This window comes from Planktothricoides sp. SR001 (assembly GCF_001276715.1).
GTDB classification, from domain to species: Bacteria; Cyanobacteriota; Cyanobacteriia; order Cyanobacteriales; family Laspinemataceae; genus Planktothricoides; species Planktothricoides raciborskii.
The window spans coordinates 18,309-41,342 of the sequence record NZ_LIUQ01000057.1 but is presented as its reverse complement, the minus strand read 5'-3'; the positions used below and the strand labels follow the sequence as shown (position 1 = coordinate 41,342).

Sequence of the window (23,034 nt, the reverse complement as noted above, 5' to 3'; positions counted from 1 at the left end):
CCAAAACGTAGATAAGGGCGAGGGCGAGCGCCCCGAACAGCTATCCAGTAATTATTGTGCCACAAGGGCTTCTAGTATGTTTACGAAAATTAGTCCCCCTGCCAAAATGTCCGACTACTTAAGTGATGTCTCCAAATCTGACGGCAAGACAAAAGCTACCCATTTTTGAGTAGCAATGGGTAACTCTGTCCAACAATTACGTTACAGTTTCAAACCCCGAATAACGAATAACCAACAATCAATTACCAATAATTAATTATGGCTGACAGAATTTTTCGACGCACCGCACAAAGATTTCTACACCTTTGCTTAAAACGCTTTCATCAAAGTTAAAGCGGGGATGGTGATGGGGATAGGCCAGATTTTTGGCGGGGTTGGCTGATCCGAGGAAGAAGTAACAACCGGGGACAGCTTGGAGAAAGAAACTCATGTCTTCGCCGCCCATTGTTTGACATTCAGGAACGATGCCCGCAGGGGTTTCTACGACTTTGATCGCACAGGAACGCACCAGGTCAGCGATCGCCGGATCGTTGACCACCGAGGGATAAAGTTGCCAGTAGTCGAGGTGATAACTAGCCCCGTGACTTTGGCAAACTCCAGCCACAATTTGCTCAAAGCGCTGACGGATGATGGGTTCTAGTTTCGGATTAAAATAGCGCACGGTTCCCGCGAGTTCTGCTCGTTCGGCAATGACATTATGAGCATTTCCGGCGTGAAATTTGCCCACGGTGACAACCGCCGCATCCAGGGGGTCTACATTCCGGGCGACGATGGTTTGTAATGCTTGCACCACTTGGGAAGCCACTAATATAGAGTCGGTGGTTTGATGGGGCATAGCGCCATGTCCCCCTTTGCCTTGAATGGTGCAGCGAAATTGTTCGACGGCGGCCATTAATGGGCCACTGCGGACGCCAACAGTGCCGGCGGGTAGATTATTCCACAGGTGCAGACCGATGATGGCGTCTACGGTGGGATTTTCCAGCACCCCCTCAGCAATCATCGGTTTGGCACCCCCTGGGCCTTCTTCTGCGGGCTGAAAAATGATTTTTACGGTGCCGCAAAAGTCTTGGCGATGTGCCGCGAGGTATTTGGCGGTGCCCAGGGCGATCGCGGTATGGCCATCGTGTCCGCAAGCGTGCATGATTCCATGATGGTGCGATCGATATTCCACGTCATTTTCTTCTTGAATAGGTAAGGCGTCCATATCAGCCCGAATTGCCAGGACAGGCCCTGGTTGCTTTCCTGGAATGGTGGCCACAATTCCAGTTTTGGCAATGTCGGTTTTATGGTTAATGCCCCATTCTTGCAATTTCCGGGCGACAAATTCACTGGTGAGATATTCTTTAAAGCCTAATTCGGGATATTTATGAAAGTTACGTCGCCACTCCACTAAATCCGTGTGTAAGGCTTGAATTGTTGGGCGCACAGAGGAAATATCTTGTGCGGCTGAAATCGGAAACGTTGTCACCATAATAATCGGCTCTATCGGCTCTTAAGATTGGGCAATTTTTATTGGGATCGATTGTTAATCGTCTCTGACTGAATTGAACAGTTTCAATCGATTATTTCAAAAATGTTGTGACTAAAGCAAATATTCTAAAGCAAATATTCTAAGTCTAAGTTGGCGGCAACAGCGACGAGTTGCTCCATATCTTCACGGGCATTTAGGCCACGGGCATTTAGGGCATTTAAATGGGGAATCACTCCACAAACCGGGACCTTGGTTAAAGATTCGATCAGGTCTTGGGGCGCCCATTGGGCAATTTCTCGGTCTGAACAAGGCTCAACGCAGTTGAGGATGATGCCTTTTAGGTTGACGGCGGCTTGACGGGCAAGGGCAACATTGGCGATCGCCTGTCCAATGGCACCTAATTTCACCGGGACGACTAAGACGGTGGGCAAGCGCCAATCCCGCGCTAAATCAGCGACGGCGAGTTCGCGGGTAATGGGCGAACCCAGTCCCCCCAGGGCTTCCACTAAGACGAAGGATTTTCGTTCTCGGAGGGCGGAGAATGCTTGCCACGCGGCACTCAAGTTGATTGAGGCGTTTTCTTGTTCCGCCGCCAGGGGGGGCGCCAGGGGAGCGGAGAAATAAATCGGGTTGAGTTCTTCAAAGGATTGATCTAATTTATCTAGGTCAAAAAGTCGGGCAATCAGTTCGCGATCGCCGATACCAGATTGGATCGGCTTGATAATGCCCAAAGAACTTTGGGGATAAACTTTCTGCCAATAAGCTGCTAAGGCAGTGGTCAATACGGTTTTGCCTGCGTCGGTATCCGTTCCCGTAATTAATAGCGATCGGTGATTTTTCATGGTTAAGAATAAGTATGGTAGGCGATTGCTAATCTCTAACTTGAATTTGCATAGAAACTCAGCCAAGTTAACTAAAACCTTTATGCTGTCTGTTTTATAGTGTCAAAGTGCTTATTAGTTACTTCCATCGTTACTAATAGGTCACTATAAGAATGATTTTAAGCTGATTTTAAGCTGATTTTGGTGTCCCTAAATAGCATTGTTGCAGTAATGTTTGTAACTAAAACGTCTCTACTAACCTTGATAGCTGTTATGGGTGATTAGCGATATCACCTAGCAAGTTAACAAGGCGTCATTAGAGATACCTGTATTTAATGTCGCCTCATTAACTTGTTATACCCTGTTTGACTTAATCGACGTTTGGCTTGTTCTACACGGCGGCAAATGTTGCCACGGAAACCGTCTAGTTGTTCGGTTGTCATGTCGCTAAGAGATTTTTTCTTATACAAGAATTCTATGCTGTCCTGAAATTCTCTCTCTGGGAACCCACAACCGACAAACTCTGCTTTCAAGTGAGTGAGTTCTTGAATTAAGGCTTGTTTTTCCCTCTACCGCCGTATTCTCTTTTTATTCCTGAGTTGTGATTGTCTATTTCAGCTTTGATTTTTGGCAATTCATCGGAGTTGCCTGACTTGATTCTTGACATGGCTGTAGTTTCTATAGGTGGCATCTAGTAACTATAGCGTCACTAGATGCCACCTATAAACTGGGAAAAGCAGCGGGGAACCCATACCCAGAGTCAGTCACAGAGAAACTTAATCTCTAACTTGAATTTCCATACCGAAGTCTAAAGGTTCAGGAGCAATCACGTCAATTTGATATTGACCCGTCATGGTCGCCTGTCCTTTCCAGAAAACCACACCCTCGGCGTTTTTGAGTAAATTGCCGTTAGGATCGCGAATATCCAAAGATACGGCGCCTCGCAAAATTTCTACATTCAAGATTTTGCCAGGGTCAACGTTGACCAAATAACTCTTGATCTGGTCAGGACTGGTCGTACCATTAAGTTGCTGGACACCACCCCCACTGGGAAAGCTGACTACCTCAACCAATTCGGAAGATGGCCAATTTTCCCCTTCAGTTTCCGTGGGTTGGGGACTTGGTGTCACTTCAATGGGGGTGGGACTGGGGGTGGGTCTGTCCGCTTGAGTGCTTGTGGGAGTAGGGCTGTCCATTTGCGGGCTTGTAGGCGTAGGTCTCTGTGGAGATGTGACGGTGGGTGGCGCCGCCGCCCGACCCGGATTTAATTGAATTTGTAACTCATAATTACTGCCGGGGATATCGGGTAAGGGACTCAAGGCGATGGTGTATTCTCCGGTGCTGGGTAATGAGCCTTCCCACATGGAGACATTTTCTATTATTTCGCCATTCGGCCCGATTAAATCCATTAAAACTCCGTGACCACTGACAAAGGTGAGTAACTCTTCTCCGGTTTGTCCTTGAATTTTATAGTTAATCGTTTCTTTGGCTTTTAAGTTTCCTTCCAAAACCTGAGGAACCCCTAGGCTAATTTCTACGGGTTGATTATAGGTCTGGGGGGTGGGTGCCGGAGTAGAGGGTGTGGGGGGTGGGGGTGCAGGGGAGCGGGGGAGCGAAAGCTCCTCATCTCCTGTGACCTCCATCCCCTCTGCTGCATTTGTGCTGGTCTGCCCTGGAGTGGGGCTGGGTTGTTCGGTGGTTGTGGGTTTGGGCGTGGGTTTGGGTGTGGGGGTGGGGGTGTTGGGCAATGTGGGAATGTTAGGGCTGGGAATTTCCGGGTTGATGAATATGGGGGTTTCTTCTGGTTCTACGGGGGTTGGAGGTTTGTTGAAAGCCATCACTACTACCCACGCGGTGAGCCCGGTGAACAGGGACACGACAATTAAAAGTACACCGATCGCGATCGGACTTTCTAATAGGGGATTCCGATCCTCATTGTCGGTGTAAATCATCCCATCGGCTGTTTCACGGTTGCCTTCTGTGTGACGGCTGGTTTGATGGCTGGTTTGATGGCTGGTTTGATGGCTTTCGTCGGTGTAATGTTGGCCGATCGCCACCGTCCGCATTTCTGAATCTAGTTTTGAGAAATTTGGCTGGCTTTTGGGGGGTGCCTCTGGTTGATTCACAGGTGGCTCCGTGACTTTGGCCGCCAAATTATAACGTTTAAGCTGATCGAAAGTATAACCGACTTCATGGACAGATTGATAGCGCTGTCCGGGTCGATAACTTAACATCCGATTTAAAATATGTGCAAAATCTTTGTTGACTGGCGGTTGGACAAACTTTTCCCACTGCCAAGATAAGGTGACATCATCAAATAACTCCTGGGGTTCCCGCCCCGACAACAAGACGATCGCCGTGACGGCTAAACTATATAAATCACTACTAGGATATGAGCGACCGGATTGGATTTGTTCGCCTGGTGCGTAGCCAATTTTTCCCACGGTGGTACTGGGAAGATAGCGATATTGCTCCGCAAAGCTATCGCGAGCGGTCAATTCCATCTGTGTCACCAATTCCTTGACCACGCCAAAGTCAATTAAAACTGGCAGGCGATCGCTCTCTCGACAAATAATATTTTCTGGAGAAATATCTCGGTGAATAATCCCCTTTTGGTGCAGATAATCTAACACCGGCAACAGAGAATCCATTAGATGAAAAACTTCCGCCTCTGAGAAAGTTTCTCTGTCTTTAATTTTTTCCTCTAGCAACGTAGCATAAGTCTTGCCCTCTACATAATCTTGTACTAAAAACAAGCGGCTATCTTCTTCAAAAGTTTCTCTAAACTTAGGAATTTGCCGATGTTCAATTTGATATAAAGTTGCCGCTTCCCGGAGAAAAAGTTCGTGGGCTTTTTGTAAAGCATAATGATCCCCAAGAGGGGGAATAAATTCTTTTAAAGCACAAATTTCATTAAATCTGCGCTGATTTTCCGCCAGATAAGTACGACCAAACCCACCTTGACCTAACACACGAATAATGTGATATCGATTTTGCAGAACAGTTCCAGGAGAAATTTCTGATTGCATGGCCGGTTAATTTTAAATTATTATTTTGGCTGTCTTGATAGAGATTTTAATTGTTGCTTGATTTTTTTCGAGTTTATTTGGGGCTGGAATCATCCGAATACTACTAACCGATTATTACTCCTCCTAATTAATCAAAACAATTGTTATATCTAAGATTTGTTCGGATAATTCGATATAGGTTATTTCAATATTTTAAACGAATTTATGGCGGCATTTATGGCCTAAAAAAACGCTTAAATTCATTTTTATATTGCTTTCAAAGCGGTTAAATATGACTCGTATTTCATCATAAGCTAAGGCAATTGAAACCCCAAGGGGGTCTCGACATTTGACCTGGAGTAAGCTTTGAAATACCCCAAATTCTTCATTAAGATAGAATTTTTTTTACAGACTGGACTGATAAAACCGTCAATCGTCAATTGATTCAGGGCAGCAATTCCCAAAGGACTATTTAAAATATAATCCCACCCTTGGGCTTCTTCGTCCCGATTCATTTGTCTCCAGTTTGAGTCACTACCTTGGCTGACTTCTCTGGGGACTGAATCCTGAATATCCCTGGTTTGGCGATCGAGGTTTCGAGCATAACTGGAAATTAGGGTCAGCCCGATCGCGGCGGTTGGTAATAAGCGTTTCGAGAAATAGAATTGCTGGTATTTTCATACAGAATAATCAGGCAGAATAATCAGGCAGAATAATCAGGCAGAATAATCAGGCAGAATAATCAGGCAGAATAATCAGGCAGATGACTGCTGTTTTTATCGGCGACAAGACAGAAAAAAGCCACATTTGACCAACAGGATCACTAAGCAATTTGGCCAGAAAATATTACCAGCATGACCACCAGTATTACCATTCGACCTGCGATCGCTCTGTCACCACTTGTTGATAAACTCTCTCAGTTTGTTTCGCGAGTTTTGCCCAGTTAAAGCGCCACTGTAAATCCGCATAAGCATTATCAACCAACCACTGTCGGTATCCGGGATTTTTTAGCACTTCCAAAATGCCCCAGGCTAAAGAATCAGAGTTATTTGCCTCAGTGACAATCCCCGTTTGCGTATGTTGGACGACCTCTGGTAAGCCCCCAGTATTGGAAACGACCACTGGCACCCTAGCCGCGAAGCTTTCCAGGGCGACAATCCCAAAAGGTTCGTACAGACTGGGAAAAACAGCACAATTGGCGATCGTTTGGAATTTGTGTAAGTCATCATCGGACATAAATCCGGTGAAATAGCAGTGATCCCAAATTCCCAAATTCCAGGCAAGAAATTTTAAGCTATCAGTATTGCCACCACCGACAATCACAAATTTGACGTGACCGCCCATTTCCCAAAGGACTTTGGGTGCGGCACTGAGTAGCACGGAGATGCCTTTTTCATGGGTCATGCGTCCTACATAATAGACAATTTGTTGGTCATCATTGGCAAAGCGGCGGCGGAAATTCCCAGCATCAAACTCATGCAATAAGGGTTTTTTCTCAGGGCGAATCCCATTATAGATCACATCAATTTTATCCCAAGGACTGTGAAACGCCCGTTGCATCTCCTGTCGCATATAGTGACTACAGACAATAATGCGCCATGCTTCATGGGCTAAGTGAGACTCTTTTCCGTGGATATAATAGTGAGTCTGGTTATGTAAACCATTGTATCGCCCGTATTCTGTGGCATGAATGGTGGCTACTAACGGCAGTTTAAAGTGATATTTGAGGGCGATCGCGGCATCGGAGACCAACCAATCATGGCCATGAATCAGATCAAAGGAACCGGATTCTCCTAGCAGCTTGCCCCCCAACTCTCCCATGCTATCGTTCATATTTGCCACCCACTGGAAAAAGTCGTGACCGGATCGCACAGGTACGCGATGTACATGGATCCCTTCCACCACCTCATACAAGGGTGCTTGGCCAAACTCCACCGTAATCAAATAGATTTCATGTCCTAGTTTGACCAACTCTGGATATAACTCCGCCACATGGCGAGCAATCCCCCCGACAATTCTTGGTGGAAACTCCCAACTTAATACCAGAATTTTCATGAACCCGTTTGGCAAAATTTTTTATCTATATATTCGCACATTTTTTGTGAATTTCACCAAAATTTTTCTGAAAGCGAAGACATAACGCATGATTTCCGCATCTAATCCCCTCTCTTCCATCAACTTTTAGGGCGGGGGTGTTAGTCTGCCCAAAAGTTTTACTGGTCATTATCTGGTCGTTATCTGGTCGTTATCTGGTCATTCAACCGTCTGGGCTAAGGCATAATTGTTCTGGAAATAATCCAATAACAATCATCCCCTGGCTAATTTTTATATCAAAAAAAATTGTTATTCGCTATATTTACGGGATAGTTTATATGACTTTATTAAAACAACTAATATAACTACATAACCCCGGAATTTTAACGTCGCAACACTTGCAAATCTTCCTCATCTAATTCCATAGGAATCCCACTTCTAATTAATTCTATAAAATCTTCATTAGGCACCATCACACATAACGCATACAAGCGAGTCGAACCCGTATTAATAATTTCATGGATTCCTGTGGGGGGAACTAACAAGCTATCCCCGGCTTGAATTTGCACTTGTTTGCCATCACAAATCGCCATGCCCTCTCCTTGGAGAATATAAAACATTTCTACGGCCATCGTATGTCGATTTGGTGGGGTTTTTCCTCCGATATCAAAAATTTCCACACAAACCGCTAAGGACATATTTGCATTATTTGGATCGAAGACAATGGCTAATCGATTCGTATCCTTTGGACTAATTTTATAAACTTGATATTCTTTTGGGCTTTTAACCACGGGAATCATACAAATTTTATTCATATTTTCTTGATATTATTTATGCTTTTTATCTGAAAATATCAGATTATTAATTATTGTTTATTGGTCATTTACTAATCATATATTTAATAAATAATAAACAATAAATAATAATTAATAACCAATTATTTAAATTAATTAATCGCATTTAAAATAGCTTGAGAATTTGCTACAAAGCCAAAGCATTGTTTCACATTATAAAGGGTGGCTTGCCAGCAATATTCTGGGGAAGTGGTGGCCGTACAATCGGTGACTAAAATACAGTCATAGCCTAAAAAGTTGGCATCTTGCAAAGTCGTCATTACACATTGATCCGCATTCACTCCCGCAAAAAATAATGTGGTTTTGCCTAGGTTTCTTAATATGCTATCGAGGGGAGTATCCCAAAATCCACTCATTCGGTATTTATCGACCCTAATATCTTCTGGTTTTGGTTCTAATTCATCGACAACCGCTGCTGCCCAACTGCCTAATGTGAGTACCGGAGCCCCATTTTTCGGTAAAGGATCGGCTAAACCCACCCCCTCTCCTGTGGGGTTATAAACGTGCAAAAGTCCGGCACTAATATTTAGTAAATCTGGACGGTTTCCCCAGTTTAACCAAATAACTGGAATATTGGCTTTTCTTAGTTCTGGCAGTAGATTTTGTAACGGTTGAATTGGGGTTCTGGCTGGGGTGATATCGACGCCAATATGGGCTAACCAACCATCAGGATGACAGAAGTCATTCTGCATATCAATGACGATAATGGCTGCTTTGGCTAAGTCTATTTTTAGGGTTTTTGTTTCCGTTGGCAATGTCACCAGTTTGGGCTCTAAGGGAGGCCGAGTAATATCGGCAATTTCCTCATTAACCGCCCAAGCATTTGGGGGCGTTCCTAATGTTTTTAGTGGTTGCTTCATGGGTTTTATTTTTTAGATAATTTGATGGATTGGTGGTTGGTGGTTGGTGGCCGATGGCGGTCGCCCCCCTAGCCCGATGGTGATCGAAGGGGGGGGTTGGGGTGGTTGGTGGTTGGTGGTTGGTGGTTGGTGGTTGGTTGGGAAAGACCCATGACTGCTAAATTCATAAAACATTGCTACAGATAAATCAGCATCGATCGCCCCAACCCCCCTTTATCAAAGGGGGCTTAAGAATGGGGTGGTTGCAGAAGCGAAGGACGGTCAAAAGACAACAAGATATATTCACCAAATATATTCACCAAATATATTCGCCAAATATATTCGCCAAATATATTCACCAAGTATATTCACCAAGTATATTCACCAAGTATATTCACCAAGTATATTCACCAAGTATATTTCTGGGGTTTCTGGAAATTGTAGCGTTTATAGGGAGGAATGAACAGCAAATATTATTAAGTTTTGCTAACAATAATTGCCATAATTGGGCTGAGTGCGATCGCCTGATTGCTTTTGCTTGTAAGGGCGCCAGCCGAAGCGCCCCTAATTTTGTCCGTAGGGGCGCCCCCAGGGCGACCCTAAATTGTGTCAGTCGCCCTGGGGGCGCCAGCCGAAGCGCCCCTACATTTTTATCCCAGGCTAGAAAATTTAGCGCCGATCATTTTACCGAGTCGATCTAGGGTGAGTTTTTCGACGGGAATGGCTGGGGAAATTTGGCCATTACTGAACACGATCACCCGATCGCTATATTGCATGATTTCATCTAAGTCAGCCGAGGTAAATAAAATTGCCGTGCCCGTTTGGCAGCGGGCAATTAGTTGTTGCCAAACCCATAAAACCGATTCCATGTCTAAGCCTCTGGTGGGATATTCCATTAAGAGTAAATTTAAGGGACTAGGCAATAAAGCTAATTGGGTGCGTTGTTGGTTGCCGCCCGATAATTTTTCTACCGGGGTTTGGGGTTGACCGCGAATGGAAAATTGAGCGATCGCTTCTGCGGTTTTTTGGCCGATTTTTGCCCAAGGAATTAACCCGTGATGCCGTTGATTTTTTAAGGCGATATGTTCTTGAATGGATAATCCGGGAATTAGGCCATCTTTGAGGCGATCGGCGGGACAATATGCGACCCCCGCTTGCCGGTAATTTTCGTAGGGTTCCTGGGTCATTGGTTGACTATTAATATAAAGGGTTCCGGTGGGCGATCGCCTCAGTCCGGCACATAGCTGAAGCAGTAATTGTTGCCCACTTCCGGCTAATCCGGCGAGGCCGATAACTTCTCCCGCTTTTACCTGTAGTTCTTCAATTTTTATTTGCAAATAATCACTTTTTAAGGTAATATTGTTTAGTTGTAATCTGATGGTATTTCCTGCGGTTTTCGGTTTAATGGGTTTAGCCAGTTGCCGCCCAAATATCATCGAGATTAATTGGTCTTCGGGGCAAGGAAGTTCTCGATGACCAACGATTTGACCTTGGCGCATCACGGTAAGGCGATCGCACAATATTTCCACATCTTCTAATTTATGGGAAACAAAAATTACTGACTTACCTTGGGCGGCTAATTGCTTCATCGCCGCAAACAAAGCGGTTTTTTGGGCAGGAGAAATTCCCGTGGTTGGTTCATCCAAAATCAGGGTTTTCACCCCCAAAGATAATAACCGCAAAATTTCCACTTGCTGCCGTTCTCCCACGGTCAAATTGCCTAATTGTTCATTCACATCTAACTCAAACTGAAATTGATAAGATAATTGGTGAAATTCCCGGATAATTTGACGCAGGTTGATCAAAAATTTCCCGGATTTGCCGATAATAAAATTTTCCCAGACCGACAACGAGGGAAAATCTAGGGGGTCTTGGTGTAACATTCCAATTCCCGCTTTCATGGCATCTATGGGAGTTTGAATATTCACAGGGCGATCGCCCAGCAAAATTTCTCCTTGGTCGCGGCGAAGATAGCCGGTTAATATTTTCACCAGGGTACTTTTGCCCGCGCCATTTTCCCCTAAAATACCGTGAATTGTTCCCGCTGCCACGGTCAGGGAAATATCATTATTTGCCCGCAAATTGCCAAAAGTTTTGGAGATATTTTTGATTTCAATTTTCATAAAAACATCAGAATAAATTAATCTATTTCAGAAACAAACCGATTTTTAGCCTCTTACTGTAGAAATTATGTGGTTTAAATTTTATCAAATTTATTGTGAATTTAACCACTAAAATTATATTTTCTTAGGAAAAAATATATAACAAAAAACTTAGGAGGCAGCAATGGTTACCGAAATTCTGAATGTAGGGGAGATTCGCGAATCTCCCCTACAGACGAAAATCATCTATCCAGAAAGCGACGGTCAACCAATGGCAGATAACACGAAACAATTTCGCTGGATTGTGACGATTCAATGGGTAATCGATGCCCTATTTAAAGACGATCTAAATGTATTTGTTGCGGGATATTTACTTTGGTATCCTGTAGAAGGCAAAAATAAAATTCGGGTAGCCCCAGATACAATGGTAGCTTTTGGGCGACCCAAGGGAAAACGCGGTTTTTATTTACAATGGCAAGAGGATAATATTCCCCATCAAGTAGTTTTTGAGGTGTTACCTCCGGAGAATACCTTAACGGAAATGGCGAAAAAACTGGAATTTTATCAGCGCTATGGGGTGGAGGAATACTATATTTATGACCCGGATAAAATAGACTTCTGTGGCTGGATGAGAAAGGAAAATCAATTAGAACCGATTGAAACCACAAGGGTTGGGTTTCTCCGCGCTTAGGTGTAGGTTTTCACATGGGGGATGAAGGGTTAGAACTTTATCGTCCTGATGGCCGCAAGTTCTCCACTTATATTGAATTAGATACGGAACGCCAACAGGCAGAAGAACGGGCAGAAACCGAACGCCAACAGGCAAATCGCCTTGCAGAAAAACTCTGGTAATTAGAGATCGATCCTGATTCCATGTAAGGAATATGAACCACTTCAGACACAGAGAACACCGAGGTTTCTCCTCTTTGTGTCCTATGTGTCTGAAGTGGTTCATATTTTAGGATCATTCATACCTGCGATACCAAAAAAAACGGTTTTTTGCGTTAATTTTTGCCTCAAATAAAAATTTAAATTTAATTAAATTTAATTTAAAAAACCCGGTTTATGTACCCGGTTTTTGCGTTAGCTTTTGCCGGGATAAAGAAATCGGTTTTTTGTGCTAGTTTCCTCTTTCCCCAAGCAATAGCCGAATTAGTTAATTTTCTGGTTCAATGGTGATATCCCATTGGTCTAAAGTAATCCCCAGGGTGGCATATAAATCAGTTAACGCATTTAGATAAGCTATGGTCGCATTAAGTTCTTGGTTTTTAGCATTCACTAAATCTTGTTCAAAATCTAACACATCAATTAACCGAGTATTTCCTACTCCTAATTTTAATTTATCTTGTTCGTTTTTTAGCTGCTGTTCTGATAATTCTCTGGTTTTTTTAGCTTGCTCTAATTGCTGTAAGTTAAACTCAACATCCCGGAGAACGTTAATCACGCTAATTTCTAATTCTTCCCGTTGTTCTTCTAAAGTATTTTGCACAATTTCTAGTTTAATTTTACTGCGGTCTACTTCGCTGTCTAAGCTGCGATCGCCAAAAGTCCGACTCAGGGAAATCCCTGCTCTCAAATCATTGTTATTCTCAGTATTATTGCTTAAATTGTTCAGATAATTAGCCTGGAGACTTAAATCCCATTTTTGATTATTTTCCGCCAGCAATAAGTCAATCTTGGCTATCTCAATATCAATCAGAGATTGTAAATAATCGATATTGTTTGCCAAGGAAATACTTAGAGCGGATTCCCGATCCCAGGAAGTTAATTCCCGGTGATTGATCGCCGGTTGTTCAATTGCAACTACTTGGATAGTTTTGTCAATATCTAAAATAGAGATTAGATCGAGTTTTGCCGCTTCTAGCTGATTTGATGCAGCTAATAAGTCGAGTTGGCGATTAGCTAAATTTGTTTCCGCTTGAGTGCGATCTATTCTCGCTCTTCTTCCCGCTTCAATTAAAGCGTCAATAGATTCTAATTGCCTTTGGGTACTGGCTAAGGCAATTTCTTGAATTTTTAACGCTTCTTGGGCTTGCAATAAACTTCGATAAGCTCGCAAAGTTATGGTAATATTGTTAATTAAGGTATTTTTCAAATTTAAAATATTCGCTTGTTCATTCAGCCGCGCAATTTCAATCGAGGCTCGATTGATATCCGTGCCAAAGTTTCTTAATAGAGGCTGAGTGAAATTCAGGGAAATATTTTGTACCAGGCTATTTTGATCTACAATTGTACTAGAATCGAGAGTATTTTGGGCTTGCCTTACTCCCGCCCAAGTAGCCGAAATTTCTGCCCCCGTGGGAATTTTTACTACTAAGTTTGCTCCCAGGTTAAATTCACCCTGGTTGGTGGCGATCGCTCCTATTTGATTTCGATTATAAACCACTTCAACGCTCGGAGTAAAATTCGGGGTAAATTTAGCTTCGGCGATCGCTAAATCTTGGCGTTCTATGATTCTTTGTAAATAGGCATTTTTAATATCCCTATTATTTTGTAATGATAAGATAATCGCATCTTGGCTGGTTAATTCTAAAATGCGATCGTTTCTCGTAGATGGGGCAATTTGTTCAGCGGTTTTTGCTGATTCATGGGGTTTATTTTCTTGTTTAATTTGGCGAACAGTTGTGATTTCTTCTAGCCAATGTTTGCCGGTGAATCTTACAGCGGTTTTTAAGATAGGAAATAGTGGTTGATTTCCGTTTATGGGGGTAACGGATGGGGCAGCGGATGATAACTCAATGCCCCCCTTGGATCGGGGGGTTGGGGGGATCCCTTCGGATGGGGCAGCGGATGATAACTCAATGCCCCCCTTGGATCGGGGGGTTGGGGGGATCCCTTCGGATGGGGCAGCGGATGATAACTCAATGCCCCCCTTTTTACGAGGGGTTGGGGGAATCTCTTCTAAACCCTCGTTGGATCCGCTATCGGTTGAGGGGATCTCATCAACGATCGCCTCTTGTTTTTTGATACCTGTTTGGCTGGATAAATTATTAGTTGATAGGCGGTGTGATTTCGAGGAATTTGCGTTGAGATTATGGTGGATGATGTTGTCAATATCATCCAAGGTGAGAGGGGCGGTTTGGCTGGGTAATTTGTTGGCGCTTGCCGGTTCTTTGGGAGCAGATTTAATTACCAGGGCTAGGCTGAGGAATAAGCCCAAAGTGGTTGAACAAATTGCCGCGATCGCGAAATTTACCTCATCCGGTGAAAACAGCGATTTTCCTAATTTTTTATGATATTTTGAATTCATTTCTGGCTTGGGTTCTATCATAGTATTTGTTAAGCAAAAAATCAATAATTATGGAAACAATCGGTATTGTGAAACTCTAAAAAAATTAAGCTTATCGTATCAATAACAATCAACCATCAACAATAGAATCCCTACCCATCAACAATAGAATCCCTACCCATCAACAATAGAATCCCCAAGCATCAACCATCAACCATCAACCAGAACTTAAAGCTTTGACTGGATCGAGTTGACTGGCTTGTAAGGCCGGAAAAAATCCGGCACCAACCCCCACTAATAAAGCGGATCCTAATGCTAAACCGGCAGTGGGCGGCTCGAATTTATAGGGTAATTTAAAGGTATCAGCTACCACAATTGTGATACCATGTACGGTGCCGATCGCCAAGATTCCACCAATTAAACTCAGTAAAGCAGCTTCTAAAATAAATTGAAGCATAATATCGGCTTGAGTGGCACCAATTGCCCGACGTAAACCAATTTCTGCGGTGCGTTCCATCACCGTGGCAATGGTAATATTAGCAATGCCCACCCCACCCACTAATAGGGCGATCGCTCCCACCGCTAAAAGCGATCGAGACACCATTAGTAAGGTGTCTTGTTGTTCTTTGATATCGCGAATATTATTCCAGGTAGATAGTTCTTTGCCAGAAAATCTTCGTTTTAACAATTTACTCACCTGTTCACTCATCGGGTCGATTTCTTCCAGGCTTTCAGGCCGAATTAATATCAGACTAAGAGTTTGATCGCCGGTGAGCGCACTGTAGACAGAAAGTGGTATAATCGCCTCGCCATTCCCCTCATCCCAAGAACCTCTGAGTTTAGTTTCCATCACCCCACGGACAAAATAAGGGCGGCCATCAATATCAATACGTTCTCCAATGGGATTACTGTCTAAAAATAAAGCCTCAACCAGCGCTTCATCAATCACCACTACTGGGCGATACTTGTCAAAATCAGCTTGGGTAAAAAAGCTGCCTGAGATTATTCTGCGTCCAGAAGTTTCTAAGAAACCTTGAGAAACTGCTGTGATTTTAGGCTGCGGATTGGCTTGGCGATCGCGAAAACGGGTTTCCCACGAATATACCCTGTTGATCACCGCGATCGCCTGCGAACCTACCAATCTTTTTCTTAAAAATTCGATATCTTCGAGTTTAACGTCAACGGGTTCCCAGTCGTTAGAAGCATCATAAGGAAATACGATAATTTGTGGTGCTTCTCTTTCCGCCAATTTTTTGGCGACAACAGCCCGACTAATTGTTCCTACTTGCAAGGTGGCACTGACGGCGGCAACTCCCATAAAAACCCCCACAGAAGTTAAGGCCGATCGCAATAGATTGCCGCTTAAAGATAGATAAGTTAATTTTAGTAAGTCAATGGGTGTTAAACTCATTTTTCTATAATTATCGGTTATTGGTTGGTGGTTATTGGTTGGTGGTTATTAAAAATAATCACCCTAATTTATCTTATAAATACTATCATATTCAGCATTTTTATCGTAATTCAGGTCACTGTTTTTTTTTGCTAAAAAATATTGGAATCAAAAAAATTGAATAAATTTTAGTTTAAAAAATGCTTTTATTCTCATTAATTACGTCTTCTGCTTCTCTGGTCTAATTGCGCTAATTTTCGCTTTCCTCATTAGTATTTTCTGGCTTAAATTCTTTGACGATCATTCCTTCGGTTAATTCCTGATCTACTGGAGGCAAAATCACTTCGTCTCCAGGCTTTAAACCCTCGGTGACTTCAATTAAACCATTGGTTAAATCTTCTAGTCCTAATGTCACCGATTTTTTTTGGGCTTTTCCTTCAGCATCACGCACCCAAACAAATGACTCTGCACCTAAGTTTTGCACAGCAGTTGTTTCGACAGCAATTACATTTTTTCGTTGTTCTAAAATAATATCCACAATAACCCGACTGCCGGGAATAAAAGTGCCAGAAGGACTGTCTAAGCGTACTGTAGCTTCCACGGATCCGCCCCCAGAATCACTGCTTCTACTTGAGCTTTCCGACCCCTCACTGTTCGCCACCAAAGAGACTGTTTCCACATATCCCGTAAAAATTTCTTCATCGGGTCCAGGGAGACTAATTCGGGCTAATTGGTTGAGTTTTACTTTCGCCGCATTCAGGGTAGAAATTTTCAATTTTACGACTTCTCTATTCGGATCGCCAATGATGAGTAAGTCTTTACTGCGATCGACCACATCTCCAGGTTCAACGGCAATATTTAAGACTTTACCATTAATCGGCGCCGTGACGATACTATCGAGAATTTCTTGTTCAATTGTTTGCCGTCCTAGTTGATTTTTATCTAGGTCAATACTGAGGTTTCTGAGTTCTGATTTGGCATCCCGCAGATTTCGTTCTGCTTGTTGTAATTCCTGACGAGCCGCGACCAGATTTTTTTCTAAGTCTTCCTCGATTTCTTGCAAAGCAATTAATAAATTATTTAATTGATATTCCAGATTTTTTACCTGATTTTTTTCTTTTTCTAGGGTGATGGTTTTTTCTTTTACATCTAATTCTAATGCCAGCAATTCTTCTGAGATGTTTTTTTCTAATTTTTGTAAATCTACCTGACTATTATTTAACTCTAGTTGGGCGTTATTTAAGGCCAATTGTGTATCCCGCAGCATGGCCAGACTGCTGCGGACTTCTTGACGGTTTCCTTGCAGTTCATTTTCGGCAATAAATCCTCTGGAATAAAGACTTTCACCTTCTTGCAGTTGTTCTTGGGCTTCTTTTAAATTAATTTCCGCTTCGGTAACTTCTTCTCGCAGGTTTTCTAGGTTGAGTTGTTGTTTTTGAATGTCTACCTTTTTCTGTCTAATCTGGGTTTGGATTTCGCTAGATTCTTCCTGGAGAAATTGCTGGATTTTTTGAGTGGCTACTTTTAAGTTTTCTTCAGCGATCGCCACCGTTTGACGTTGATTTTGAATTTCCAGTTGTTGAGATTGAATTTCTAGTTGTTTTTGTTGCCGTTTCGTTTCGCTGTTGCTGCGATATTGGCTGAAAAGGTCTTGGAATTTTTGTTGTGCGATCGCCAGGTCTGCTTCGGCATCTTGGATTTTTTCCTGTTGTTGCACCAAGGCTAATTCTTTTTGCTGGGTATTATATTGATGATCGAGTAATTTGGTTTCTCGATCTGGCGATCGCAGCAGGATTAATTCATCCCCAATTGCAATGCGATCACCCATCTTGACTAAGACTTTTTCTACTATGCCATCGCTGGGAGATTTGAGGATTCTTTGATCGCCGAGTTCTAGGATACCCGATTCATTAATCGGTTCTTCGAGAGTATCGGTTTTGACAGTAATTAATCGCACTTCAACCACTTTACTGGATTGCTTTAAGGTACGACTATAAAGCCACCATCCCCCCAATGAGGCGATCGCTAACACTGCCGAAAAAGTCAGCCACCGCATCCCCAGTTTCAGTTTCTTGGTGGCTGTATCTTTAGTTAAAGTTTCATCTGCTGACATAGACATTCTTCTAAACGATGCAATAGCGTTTCGAGGTCTTCTCCCACTTCTTGAAAACAAATCGGAGGCGGAGGTTCAATTTTAAACTGAATTAACTTAATTTGACCTTTAGCAATGCCAAGCAGCAGCACTTCAGTTTCGGGATTATGATGATCGACAATACCCAAAACTTCCTGCAACTTATTATTCACATTTTGATTCAGAGTCGCGATCGCCTCTTTGGGACAAGAAACAAAATGAGGCCGGGGTTCCAGGTCAATGCCCAAAGTATCGTCACTTTTGCCCCATTCTTGCCACAAACCCCAAGCCAGGGCAGCTAACTCTTTTTGATTCGCCTTGACAAAATCTGCCAGATGTTCTCGCCATTCATTGTCTGCGGGATTACTTTGAGGTTGGATAGATTCAAACATGATTCCTGATGGTTTTTAGTGAGTTGAGGATGAAATTATTGCTATTTTATCAAACATTTCTGCTCGATTGTGGGTTGTGACCCCAAATTAACCAATTTTGCTGACAAATTGCCAGTCCCTAGGGTTATCCAACCCCCCTGAAAAGGGGGGATTTCCAGATTAAACCTTAAATTTTTCCGTAATTCGCCGCATAGCTTCTTCTACATTTTCCCGGCTATTAAATGCGGAAATGCGGAAATAACCTTCTCCGGCAGCGCCAAAACCAGACCCAGGAGTTCCCACGACATTGACTTGGGAAAGTAACTGATCGAAGAACTCCCAACTAGATAAATTATTGGGAGTTTTCACCCAAACATAAGGGGCATTCACACCCCCATAAACCGTTAAGCCCGCAGCGGTTAATTTTTCACAAATAATTTTGGCATTTTCCATATAGAAACTGACCAAACTTTTCACTTGGGCTTGCCCGGCTTCAGAGTAAACCGCTTCTGCCCCCCGTTGCACAATATAAGAAACACCATTAAATTTAGTAGATTGGCGCCGATTCCACAGTTTATGTAGTTCTACTTTTGTCCCATCACTGGTTTTCGCGGTGAGGGTTTTCGGCACCACGGTTAACGCGCAACGAGTCCCGGTAAATCCGGCATTTTTCGAGAAAGAACGAAACTCGATCGCGCAATCTCGTGCCCCTTCAATTTCATAAATTGAGTGAGGTAAAGTGGGGTCGGTAATAAATGCTTCATAGGCCGCATCAAAGAAAATAATTGCTTCATGGGCTTTAGCATAATCTACCCAAGCTTTTAAGTGGTCTTTGGTGGCGGTGGCGCCGGTGGGATTGTTGGGAAAACATAGATAGATTAAATCTACTTTTTCCGAGGGAATTTCGGCGGTAAAATTATTCTCTGCTGTGATGGGTAAATATAGTAATCCTTCATATTTTCCCGACTCGGTAGCCTGCCCCGTATGACCGGCCATCACGTTGGTATCCACATAGACAGGATAGACCGGATCCGTGACGGCAATGGTGTTATTGTCACCAAAAATATCCAGGATATTTCCCGTGTCGCATTTGGAACCATCAGAGATAAAAATTTCTGATGCATCGATATCACATCCCCGCGATTGGAAATCTAATGCGGCAATTTTTTCCCGCAACCAAGGATAGCCTTGTTCTGGGCCGTAGCCTTTAAAAGAGGCGCGATCGCCCATATCTTCTACCGCTTGAATCATTGCGGTGCGGCAGGCTTCTGGTAATGGTTCAGTCACATCACCAATGCCTAATTTAATAATCGGGGCTTGGGGATTTTCTTGAGCAAAAGCATTCACCCGACGAGCGATTTCGGGAAATAAGTAGCCAGCTTTTAGCTTCAGGTAGTTTTCGTTAACCGTTGCCATTTTTTGATTTTACGACTAAACAATTAGAAAATTATTTTATCATAGTTTAAGAAAAAATTAGCATAAAAATTATAATTTGTTTTCCAGGGATTTGACTAAGGCAAATAAAGCTCGCTGTCCGCGCAAGCGCATAATAATTTTAGTTAAGAATTTTAGTTAAGGGAAATTTTGCATCTTTCCCATTTAAATGACTGCTCAATCCTGGGAGATGTCCCGGAGGAGTGGTTAAATCAAAAATATGGCCCCCTAACTATTCTTTATCCGTGGGAGGGGAGATGCAGTCCAACCTAAGCGAAAAATCAAATATTTAAAGGAATCATAATCGAGGATTGGCTTTTCAGTCTGCATGGTTTCAAAGATCCGCTTATGGAAAAACCAAAACGATTTTGGCTATATTTCACCCAGTATCCAAAGTCAAAAAATATTCCCGGAGAAATTGGTGGATTTCTTGTTCCCGAAGCTATCCATTGGACGATGGCGATCGCCCCATTACCTCTAGCATTTTTTTCGCGGTTTCTTCATTGGCGGCTTGCCATTGTTGCTGGGATAATAATTGTTGTAAACGAGTATAATCAATGCCCATAGGACTTTTTAAAATTAGGTATTTATTGGTTTCATCGTTAAGGGCAGATAAGTGCGCGTTGTTCAATTTTAGCATTTTTATTAATTAAATCCTCGGTTAAATGTTGGATTTCTGCACTTGGCTGCTGGACAGGAAATTGGAGCTTTTGAATTTCTGAAGCTTTAGGGATGAATTCTGCGGGCAGCAGTTTAATTTCCGCCTGTTGCTGCTGAAATTATTGTTCGCGATTTTTCAGATTATTCAAGGCATTTTTTAACAAGTCGTTCGTATTCTCTGGCATAATCATTGAAAAGTGATAAAGGCTGACTGCTGACCGCTGATAGGAAATGATTCCTGGATGACTCCTGACTGTTGTATGATGGTGAATGTTAGCGTTTTTCCCAGAAAGATATGACCCTAGTAATTGGTTTAATGAGTGGGACATCAGTCGATGGCATTGATGCAGCTTTGGTTGAGATTACAGGTAAGGAATTTGACCTAAAAATAGAACTACTTCAGGCTAAAACTTATCCCTATCCTAATCCCCTGCAAACAGAAATTTTAGCAGTTTGTGCCGGCGATCGCCGATCGATGGCAGAATTTGCCGCCCTGGATGATGCGATCGCCCAAGTTTTTGCCCAAGCAGCGATCGCCATTCAAACCAATCAACCCCAAGCGGAATTAATCGGATCTCACGGACAAACAATTTACCATCGTCCTCCCGGAACCGCGATCGACCCGGGCAGAATTCCGGGAATTAATCCTCATGTCCCATTAGGTTACAGTTTACAACTTGGCAGAGGTGCATTGATTGCCCAGCTAACCGGAATTCCCACGGTGAGTAATTTTAGGGCTGCGGATATTGCCGCTGGGGGACAAGGGGCGCCCTTGGTGACAAAAGTCGATGCTTGCTTAATTAGTCACGAGCAAAAATATCGTTGTATTCAAAATATAGGGGGCATTGGCAACGTGACTTATTTGCCGCCAAAAAATTCAGCAACCATAAATCAAGTTAATTGGTTAGCACAAATTCAAGGATGGGATACAGGGCCGGGAAATAGTTTAATTAATTTAGCCGTAGAATATCTGACGGAAGGTGAACAAACTTACGATCGCAATGGGGCATGGGCTGCCCAAGGAACGCCTCGCTTAGACTTAGTGGAAACCTGGTTAGCACACCCTTTTTTTCACCAAAAACCGCCAAAATCTACGGGAAGAGAATTATTTGGGCTTGACTATTTTCAGCAATGTTTAGCCGATGCCAGTACCTTAGCCCCAGCGGATTTATTAGCCACAATTACCGAATTAACCGTAATGTCAATTGTCCGAGGATATCGGCGGTTTTTGCCCGTACAACCGGATGAAGTTTTTTTATGTGGAGGTGGCAGTCGTAACCAATATTTACGGCAACGATTAGCCCAAGAATTAAAATTACCTGTATTCCCTACCGACGACTTGGGTTTGAATGCGGATTTTAAAGAGGCGATCGCCTTTGCCGTATTTGCTTATTGGCGAACCATTGGCATTCCGGGAAATCTGCCCCACTGCACCGGCGCCAGTCAACCGATGTTATTAGGAGAAACTTATTTTATCTAGCTGTTATTCTATGCTATTAACCTTATATGTAATATATTTTTTTTATTTAATTTAACATTTACTTTGGCGATACTTTTTCACCGATATTGTCTGTGTTCTCTGTGTCTCTGTGTTGATTTAAAATAGCCGCTAAATCCCCGACCTAAAAGTACCAATAAAACTAAAATTCCTTGAATTACTCCGGCTAAAGACGATTCTAATTGTAGGGATAGCGGTAGCTGTAAACTGCCGATATTTAAGGCACTGAAAAAAAAAGCCACGGGCAAAATCCAAATAGGCCGAAATCCAGCAATCATCGCCACTAATAAAGCCAGAAATCCTAAGTTACTAGAAATCGCCGGAATTAGGCGATGAAATACGGCTAAAACTTGCAGAGCACCGGCAATCCCCGCTAAGGCACCACAAATGGCAAAAGCCCCTAAAATTTGGCGAACTGCGGGAATTCCTAACACATAAGCGGCGCGTAAATTTTTGCCCACCGCTTGTAATTCTAGGCCAAAATAAGTGCCTTCTATGACGATAAAAGTGATGGCTAAAGCCAAAAATGCGATCGCCAAGGCAACGGGACTGGCATCAGTTTGGCCAAAGGTGTTTAACCATAAAGATTGGTCAAATAATTCCGTCCCACTCATGGAAGCAACCCCGGCCCGTTTCCAGGGATTTAATATCAAATATAAGGCAATGCCATCGGCCACAAAATTTAACCCTAAGCCCGCAAAAATTTCGTTGACTCGACCATAGATGTTTAAGGTTCCCGCTAATAATCCCCAGCATAAACCGCCCAAACATCCCGCAATTAATCCCAAAACAATCACTAACGGTGCCGGGAATATGGGGTACAATAAACGTAAAGTAAATGTGGTGGCGATCGCGCCAAAAGTAATCTGACCTTCAACCCCTAAATTGTATAAACCAGCGGTAAAAGTAAAAATTAAACCACTAGCACATAATAGCAAAGGAGCTAAAGTTGCCACCACTCTAGCAAACCGATTAATGTTGCCAAATGCCCCATTAAAAATCCTCGCGGTGACGGCGATCGGGTCAGAACCCGCCAATATAATGAATAGGCTAATTAATCCCAGGGCAATCGCCACAAAAATTACTTGATTTAACCATTTATTGCTCATTTTTTGATTGGTTATGGGTAATTGGTTGTTAGCTATTAGTTATTAGTTCTTAGTAGGGTGCGTTAGCCACAGCGTAACGCACC

At 42.9% G+C, this 23,034-nt stretch carries 16 protein-coding genes and 1 pseudogene; 2 read left to right on the top strand and 15 right to left on the bottom strand.

From position 1 onward, the window contains the following. Window positions 1-256: 256 nt before the first annotated feature. The 8 genes from AM228_RS24015 to AM228_RS23980 form a co-directional block, all read right to left on the bottom strand. Window positions 257-1,471: a M20 family metallopeptidase gene (locus AM228_RS24015; protein WP_054469468.1), complete on the bottom strand. Its 1,215-nt coding sequence runs from the start codon at window positions 1,469-1,471 to the stop codon at window positions 257-259. A gap of 125 nt (window positions 1,472-1,596) precedes the next feature. After that, window positions 1,597-2,313 (bottom strand): dethiobiotin synthase, encoded by a 717-nt coding sequence (gene bioD, locus AM228_RS24010; protein WP_054469467.1) that lies wholly within the window; start codon window positions 2,311-2,313, stop codon window positions 1,597-1,599. A 755-nt stretch (window positions 2,314-3,068) separates the two neighbouring features. After that, complete coding sequence (locus AM228_RS35665; RefSeq protein WP_054469466.1) at window positions 3,069-5,321, bottom strand: serine/threonine-protein kinase; 2,253 nt, start codon at window positions 5,319-5,321, stop codon at window positions 3,069-3,071. Between the two features lie 293 nt (window positions 5,322-5,614). Beyond that, window positions 5,615-5,815 carry a hypothetical protein gene (locus AM228_RS24000; protein WP_054469465.1) on the bottom strand — a complete coding sequence of 67 codons (201 nt, stop codon included), beginning with the start codon at window positions 5,813-5,815 and terminating at the stop codon, window positions 5,615-5,617. A 352-nt stretch (window positions 5,816-6,167) separates the two neighbouring features. Continuing rightward, the gene (locus tag AM228_RS23995; protein WP_054469464.1) at window positions 6,168-7,355 is read right to left on the bottom strand and encodes a glycosyltransferase family 4 protein; all 1,188 of its coding nucleotides are present in this window, start codon (window positions 7,353-7,355) and stop codon (window positions 6,168-6,170) included. Between the two features lie 362 nt (window positions 7,356-7,717). Then, the gene (locus AM228_RS23990) at window positions 7,718-8,149 is read right to left on the bottom strand and encodes a cupin domain-containing protein (RefSeq protein WP_054469463.1); all 432 of its coding nucleotides are present in this window, start codon (window positions 8,147-8,149) and stop codon (window positions 7,718-7,720) included. 131 nt (window positions 8,150-8,280) lie between these two features. Further along, entirely contained in the window at window positions 8,281-9,048 is a 768-nt protein-coding gene (locus AM228_RS23985; RefSeq protein ID WP_054469462.1) for a cysteine hydrolase family protein, read from the bottom strand. A 629-nt stretch (window positions 9,049-9,677) separates the two neighbouring features. Beyond that, complete coding sequence (locus AM228_RS23980; protein ID WP_054469461.1) at window positions 9,678-11,150, bottom strand: ABC transporter ATP-binding protein; 1,473 nt, start codon at window positions 11,148-11,150, stop codon at window positions 9,678-9,680. Window positions 11,151-11,313: 163 nt separating this feature from the next. On the opposite strand from AM228_RS23980, the pseudogene AM228_RS23975 reads away from it, so the two are divergent. Further along, a pseudogene (locus AM228_RS23975) lies at window positions 11,314-11,981 on the top strand (Uma2 family endonuclease). 304 nt (window positions 11,982-12,285) lie between these two features. On the opposite strand, the gene AM228_RS23970 reads toward AM228_RS23975, so the two are convergent. The 6 genes from AM228_RS23970 to AM228_RS23945 form a co-directional block, all read right to left on the bottom strand. Next, window positions 12,286-14,379, bottom strand: coding sequence for a TolC family protein (locus tag AM228_RS23970; protein ID WP_156332013.1), 2,094 nt, complete (start codon window positions 14,377-14,379; stop codon window positions 12,286-12,288). Between the two features lie 196 nt (window positions 14,380-14,575). Then, entirely contained in the window at window positions 14,576-15,769 is a 1,194-nt protein-coding gene (locus AM228_RS23965; RefSeq protein ID WP_054469459.1) for an ABC transporter permease, read from the bottom strand. Window positions 15,770-15,998: 229 nt separating this feature from the next. Continuing rightward, entirely contained in the window at window positions 15,999-17,861 is a 1,863-nt protein-coding gene (locus AM228_RS23960; RefSeq protein WP_054469458.1) for an efflux RND transporter periplasmic adaptor subunit, read from the bottom strand. Then, complete coding sequence (locus AM228_RS23955; protein ID WP_054469457.1) at window positions 17,840-18,271, bottom strand: hypothetical protein; 432 nt, start codon at window positions 18,269-18,271, stop codon at window positions 17,840-17,842. The genes AM228_RS23960 and AM228_RS23955 overlap by 22 nt, the downstream gene beginning before the upstream one ends. Window positions 18,272-18,430: 159 nt before the next feature. Further along, window positions 18,431-19,666, bottom strand: coding sequence for an LL-diaminopimelate aminotransferase (locus AM228_RS23950; protein ID WP_054469456.1), 1,236 nt, complete (start codon window positions 19,664-19,666; stop codon window positions 18,431-18,433). A 460-nt stretch (window positions 19,667-20,126) separates the two neighbouring features. Next, complete coding sequence (locus AM228_RS23945) at window positions 20,127-20,324, bottom strand: GUN4 domain-containing protein (protein ID WP_054469455.1); 198 nt, start codon at window positions 20,322-20,324, stop codon at window positions 20,127-20,129. Window positions 20,325-20,639: 315 nt separating this feature from the next. Here AM228_RS23945 and AM228_RS23940 point away from each other — a divergent pair, with 315 nt between their 5' ends. Further along, a complete protein-coding gene (locus AM228_RS23940; protein WP_054469454.1) occupies window positions 20,640-21,824 on the top strand; it encodes an anhydro-N-acetylmuramic acid kinase in 1,185 nt (394 codons plus the stop codon). Between the two features lie 77 nt (window positions 21,825-21,901). Here the strand turns inward: AM228_RS23940 and AM228_RS23935 are convergent, their stop codons facing one another. Next, the gene (locus AM228_RS23935) at window positions 21,902-22,951 is read right to left on the bottom strand and encodes an ABC transporter permease (RefSeq protein WP_054469453.1); all 1,050 of its coding nucleotides are present in this window, start codon (window positions 22,949-22,951) and stop codon (window positions 21,902-21,904) included. Window positions 22,952-23,034 lie beyond the last annotated feature (83 nt).

Bases quoted from the DNA above. Each gene is read 5' to 3' on its own strand.
- AM228_RS24015 (WP_054469468.1), bottom strand. From the start codon at position 1,471: ATGGTGACAACGTTTCCGATTTCAGCCGCACAAGATATTTCCTCTGTG.
- bioD (WP_054469467.1), bottom strand. From the start codon at position 2,313: ATGAAAAATCACCGATCGCTATTAATTACGGGAACGGATACCGACGCA.
- AM228_RS35665 (WP_054469466.1), bottom strand. From the start codon at position 5,321: ATGCAATCAGAAATTTCTCCTGGAACTGTTCTGCAAAATCGATATCAC.
- AM228_RS24000 (WP_054469465.1), bottom strand. From the start codon at position 5,815: ATGAATCGGGACGAAGAAGCCCAAGGGTGGGATTATATTTTAAATAGT.
- AM228_RS23995 (WP_054469464.1), bottom strand. From the start codon at position 7,355: ATGAAAATTCTGGTATTAAGTTGGGAGTTTCCACCAAGAATTGTCGGG.
- AM228_RS23990 (WP_054469463.1), bottom strand. From the start codon at position 8,149: ATGAATAAAATTTGTATGATTCCCGTGGTTAAAAGCCCAAAAGAATAT.
- AM228_RS23985 (WP_054469462.1), bottom strand. From the start codon at position 9,048: ATGAAGCAACCACTAAAAACATTAGGAACGCCCCCAAATGCTTGGGCG.
- AM228_RS23980 (WP_054469461.1), bottom strand. From the start codon at position 11,150: ATGAAAATTGAAATCAAAAATATCTCCAAAACTTTTGGCAATTTGCGG.
- AM228_RS23970 (WP_156332013.1), bottom strand. From the start codon at position 14,379: ATGAATTCAAAATATCATAAAAAATTAGGAAAATCGCTGTTTTCACCG.
- AM228_RS23965 (WP_054469459.1), bottom strand. From the start codon at position 15,769: ATGAGTTTAACACCCATTGACTTACTAAAATTAACTTATCTATCTTTA.
- AM228_RS23960 (WP_054469458.1), bottom strand. From the start codon at position 17,861: ATGTCAGCAGATGAAACTTTAACTAAAGATACAGCCACCAAGAAACTG.
- AM228_RS23955 (WP_054469457.1), bottom strand. From the start codon at position 18,271: ATGTTTGAATCTATCCAACCTCAAAGTAATCCCGCAGACAATGAATGG.
- AM228_RS23950 (WP_054469456.1), bottom strand. From the start codon at position 19,666: ATGGCAACGGTTAACGAAAACTACCTGAAGCTAAAAGCTGGCTACTTA.
- AM228_RS23945 (WP_054469455.1), bottom strand. From the start codon at position 20,324: ATGCTAAAATTGAACAACGCGCACTTATCTGCCCTTAACGATGAAACC.
- AM228_RS23940 (WP_054469454.1), top strand. From the start codon at position 20,640: ATGACCCTAGTAATTGGTTTAATGAGTGGGACATCAGTCGATGGCATT.
- AM228_RS23935 (WP_054469453.1), bottom strand. From the start codon at position 22,951: ATGAGCAATAAATGGTTAAATCAAGTAATTTTTGTGGCGATTGCCCTG.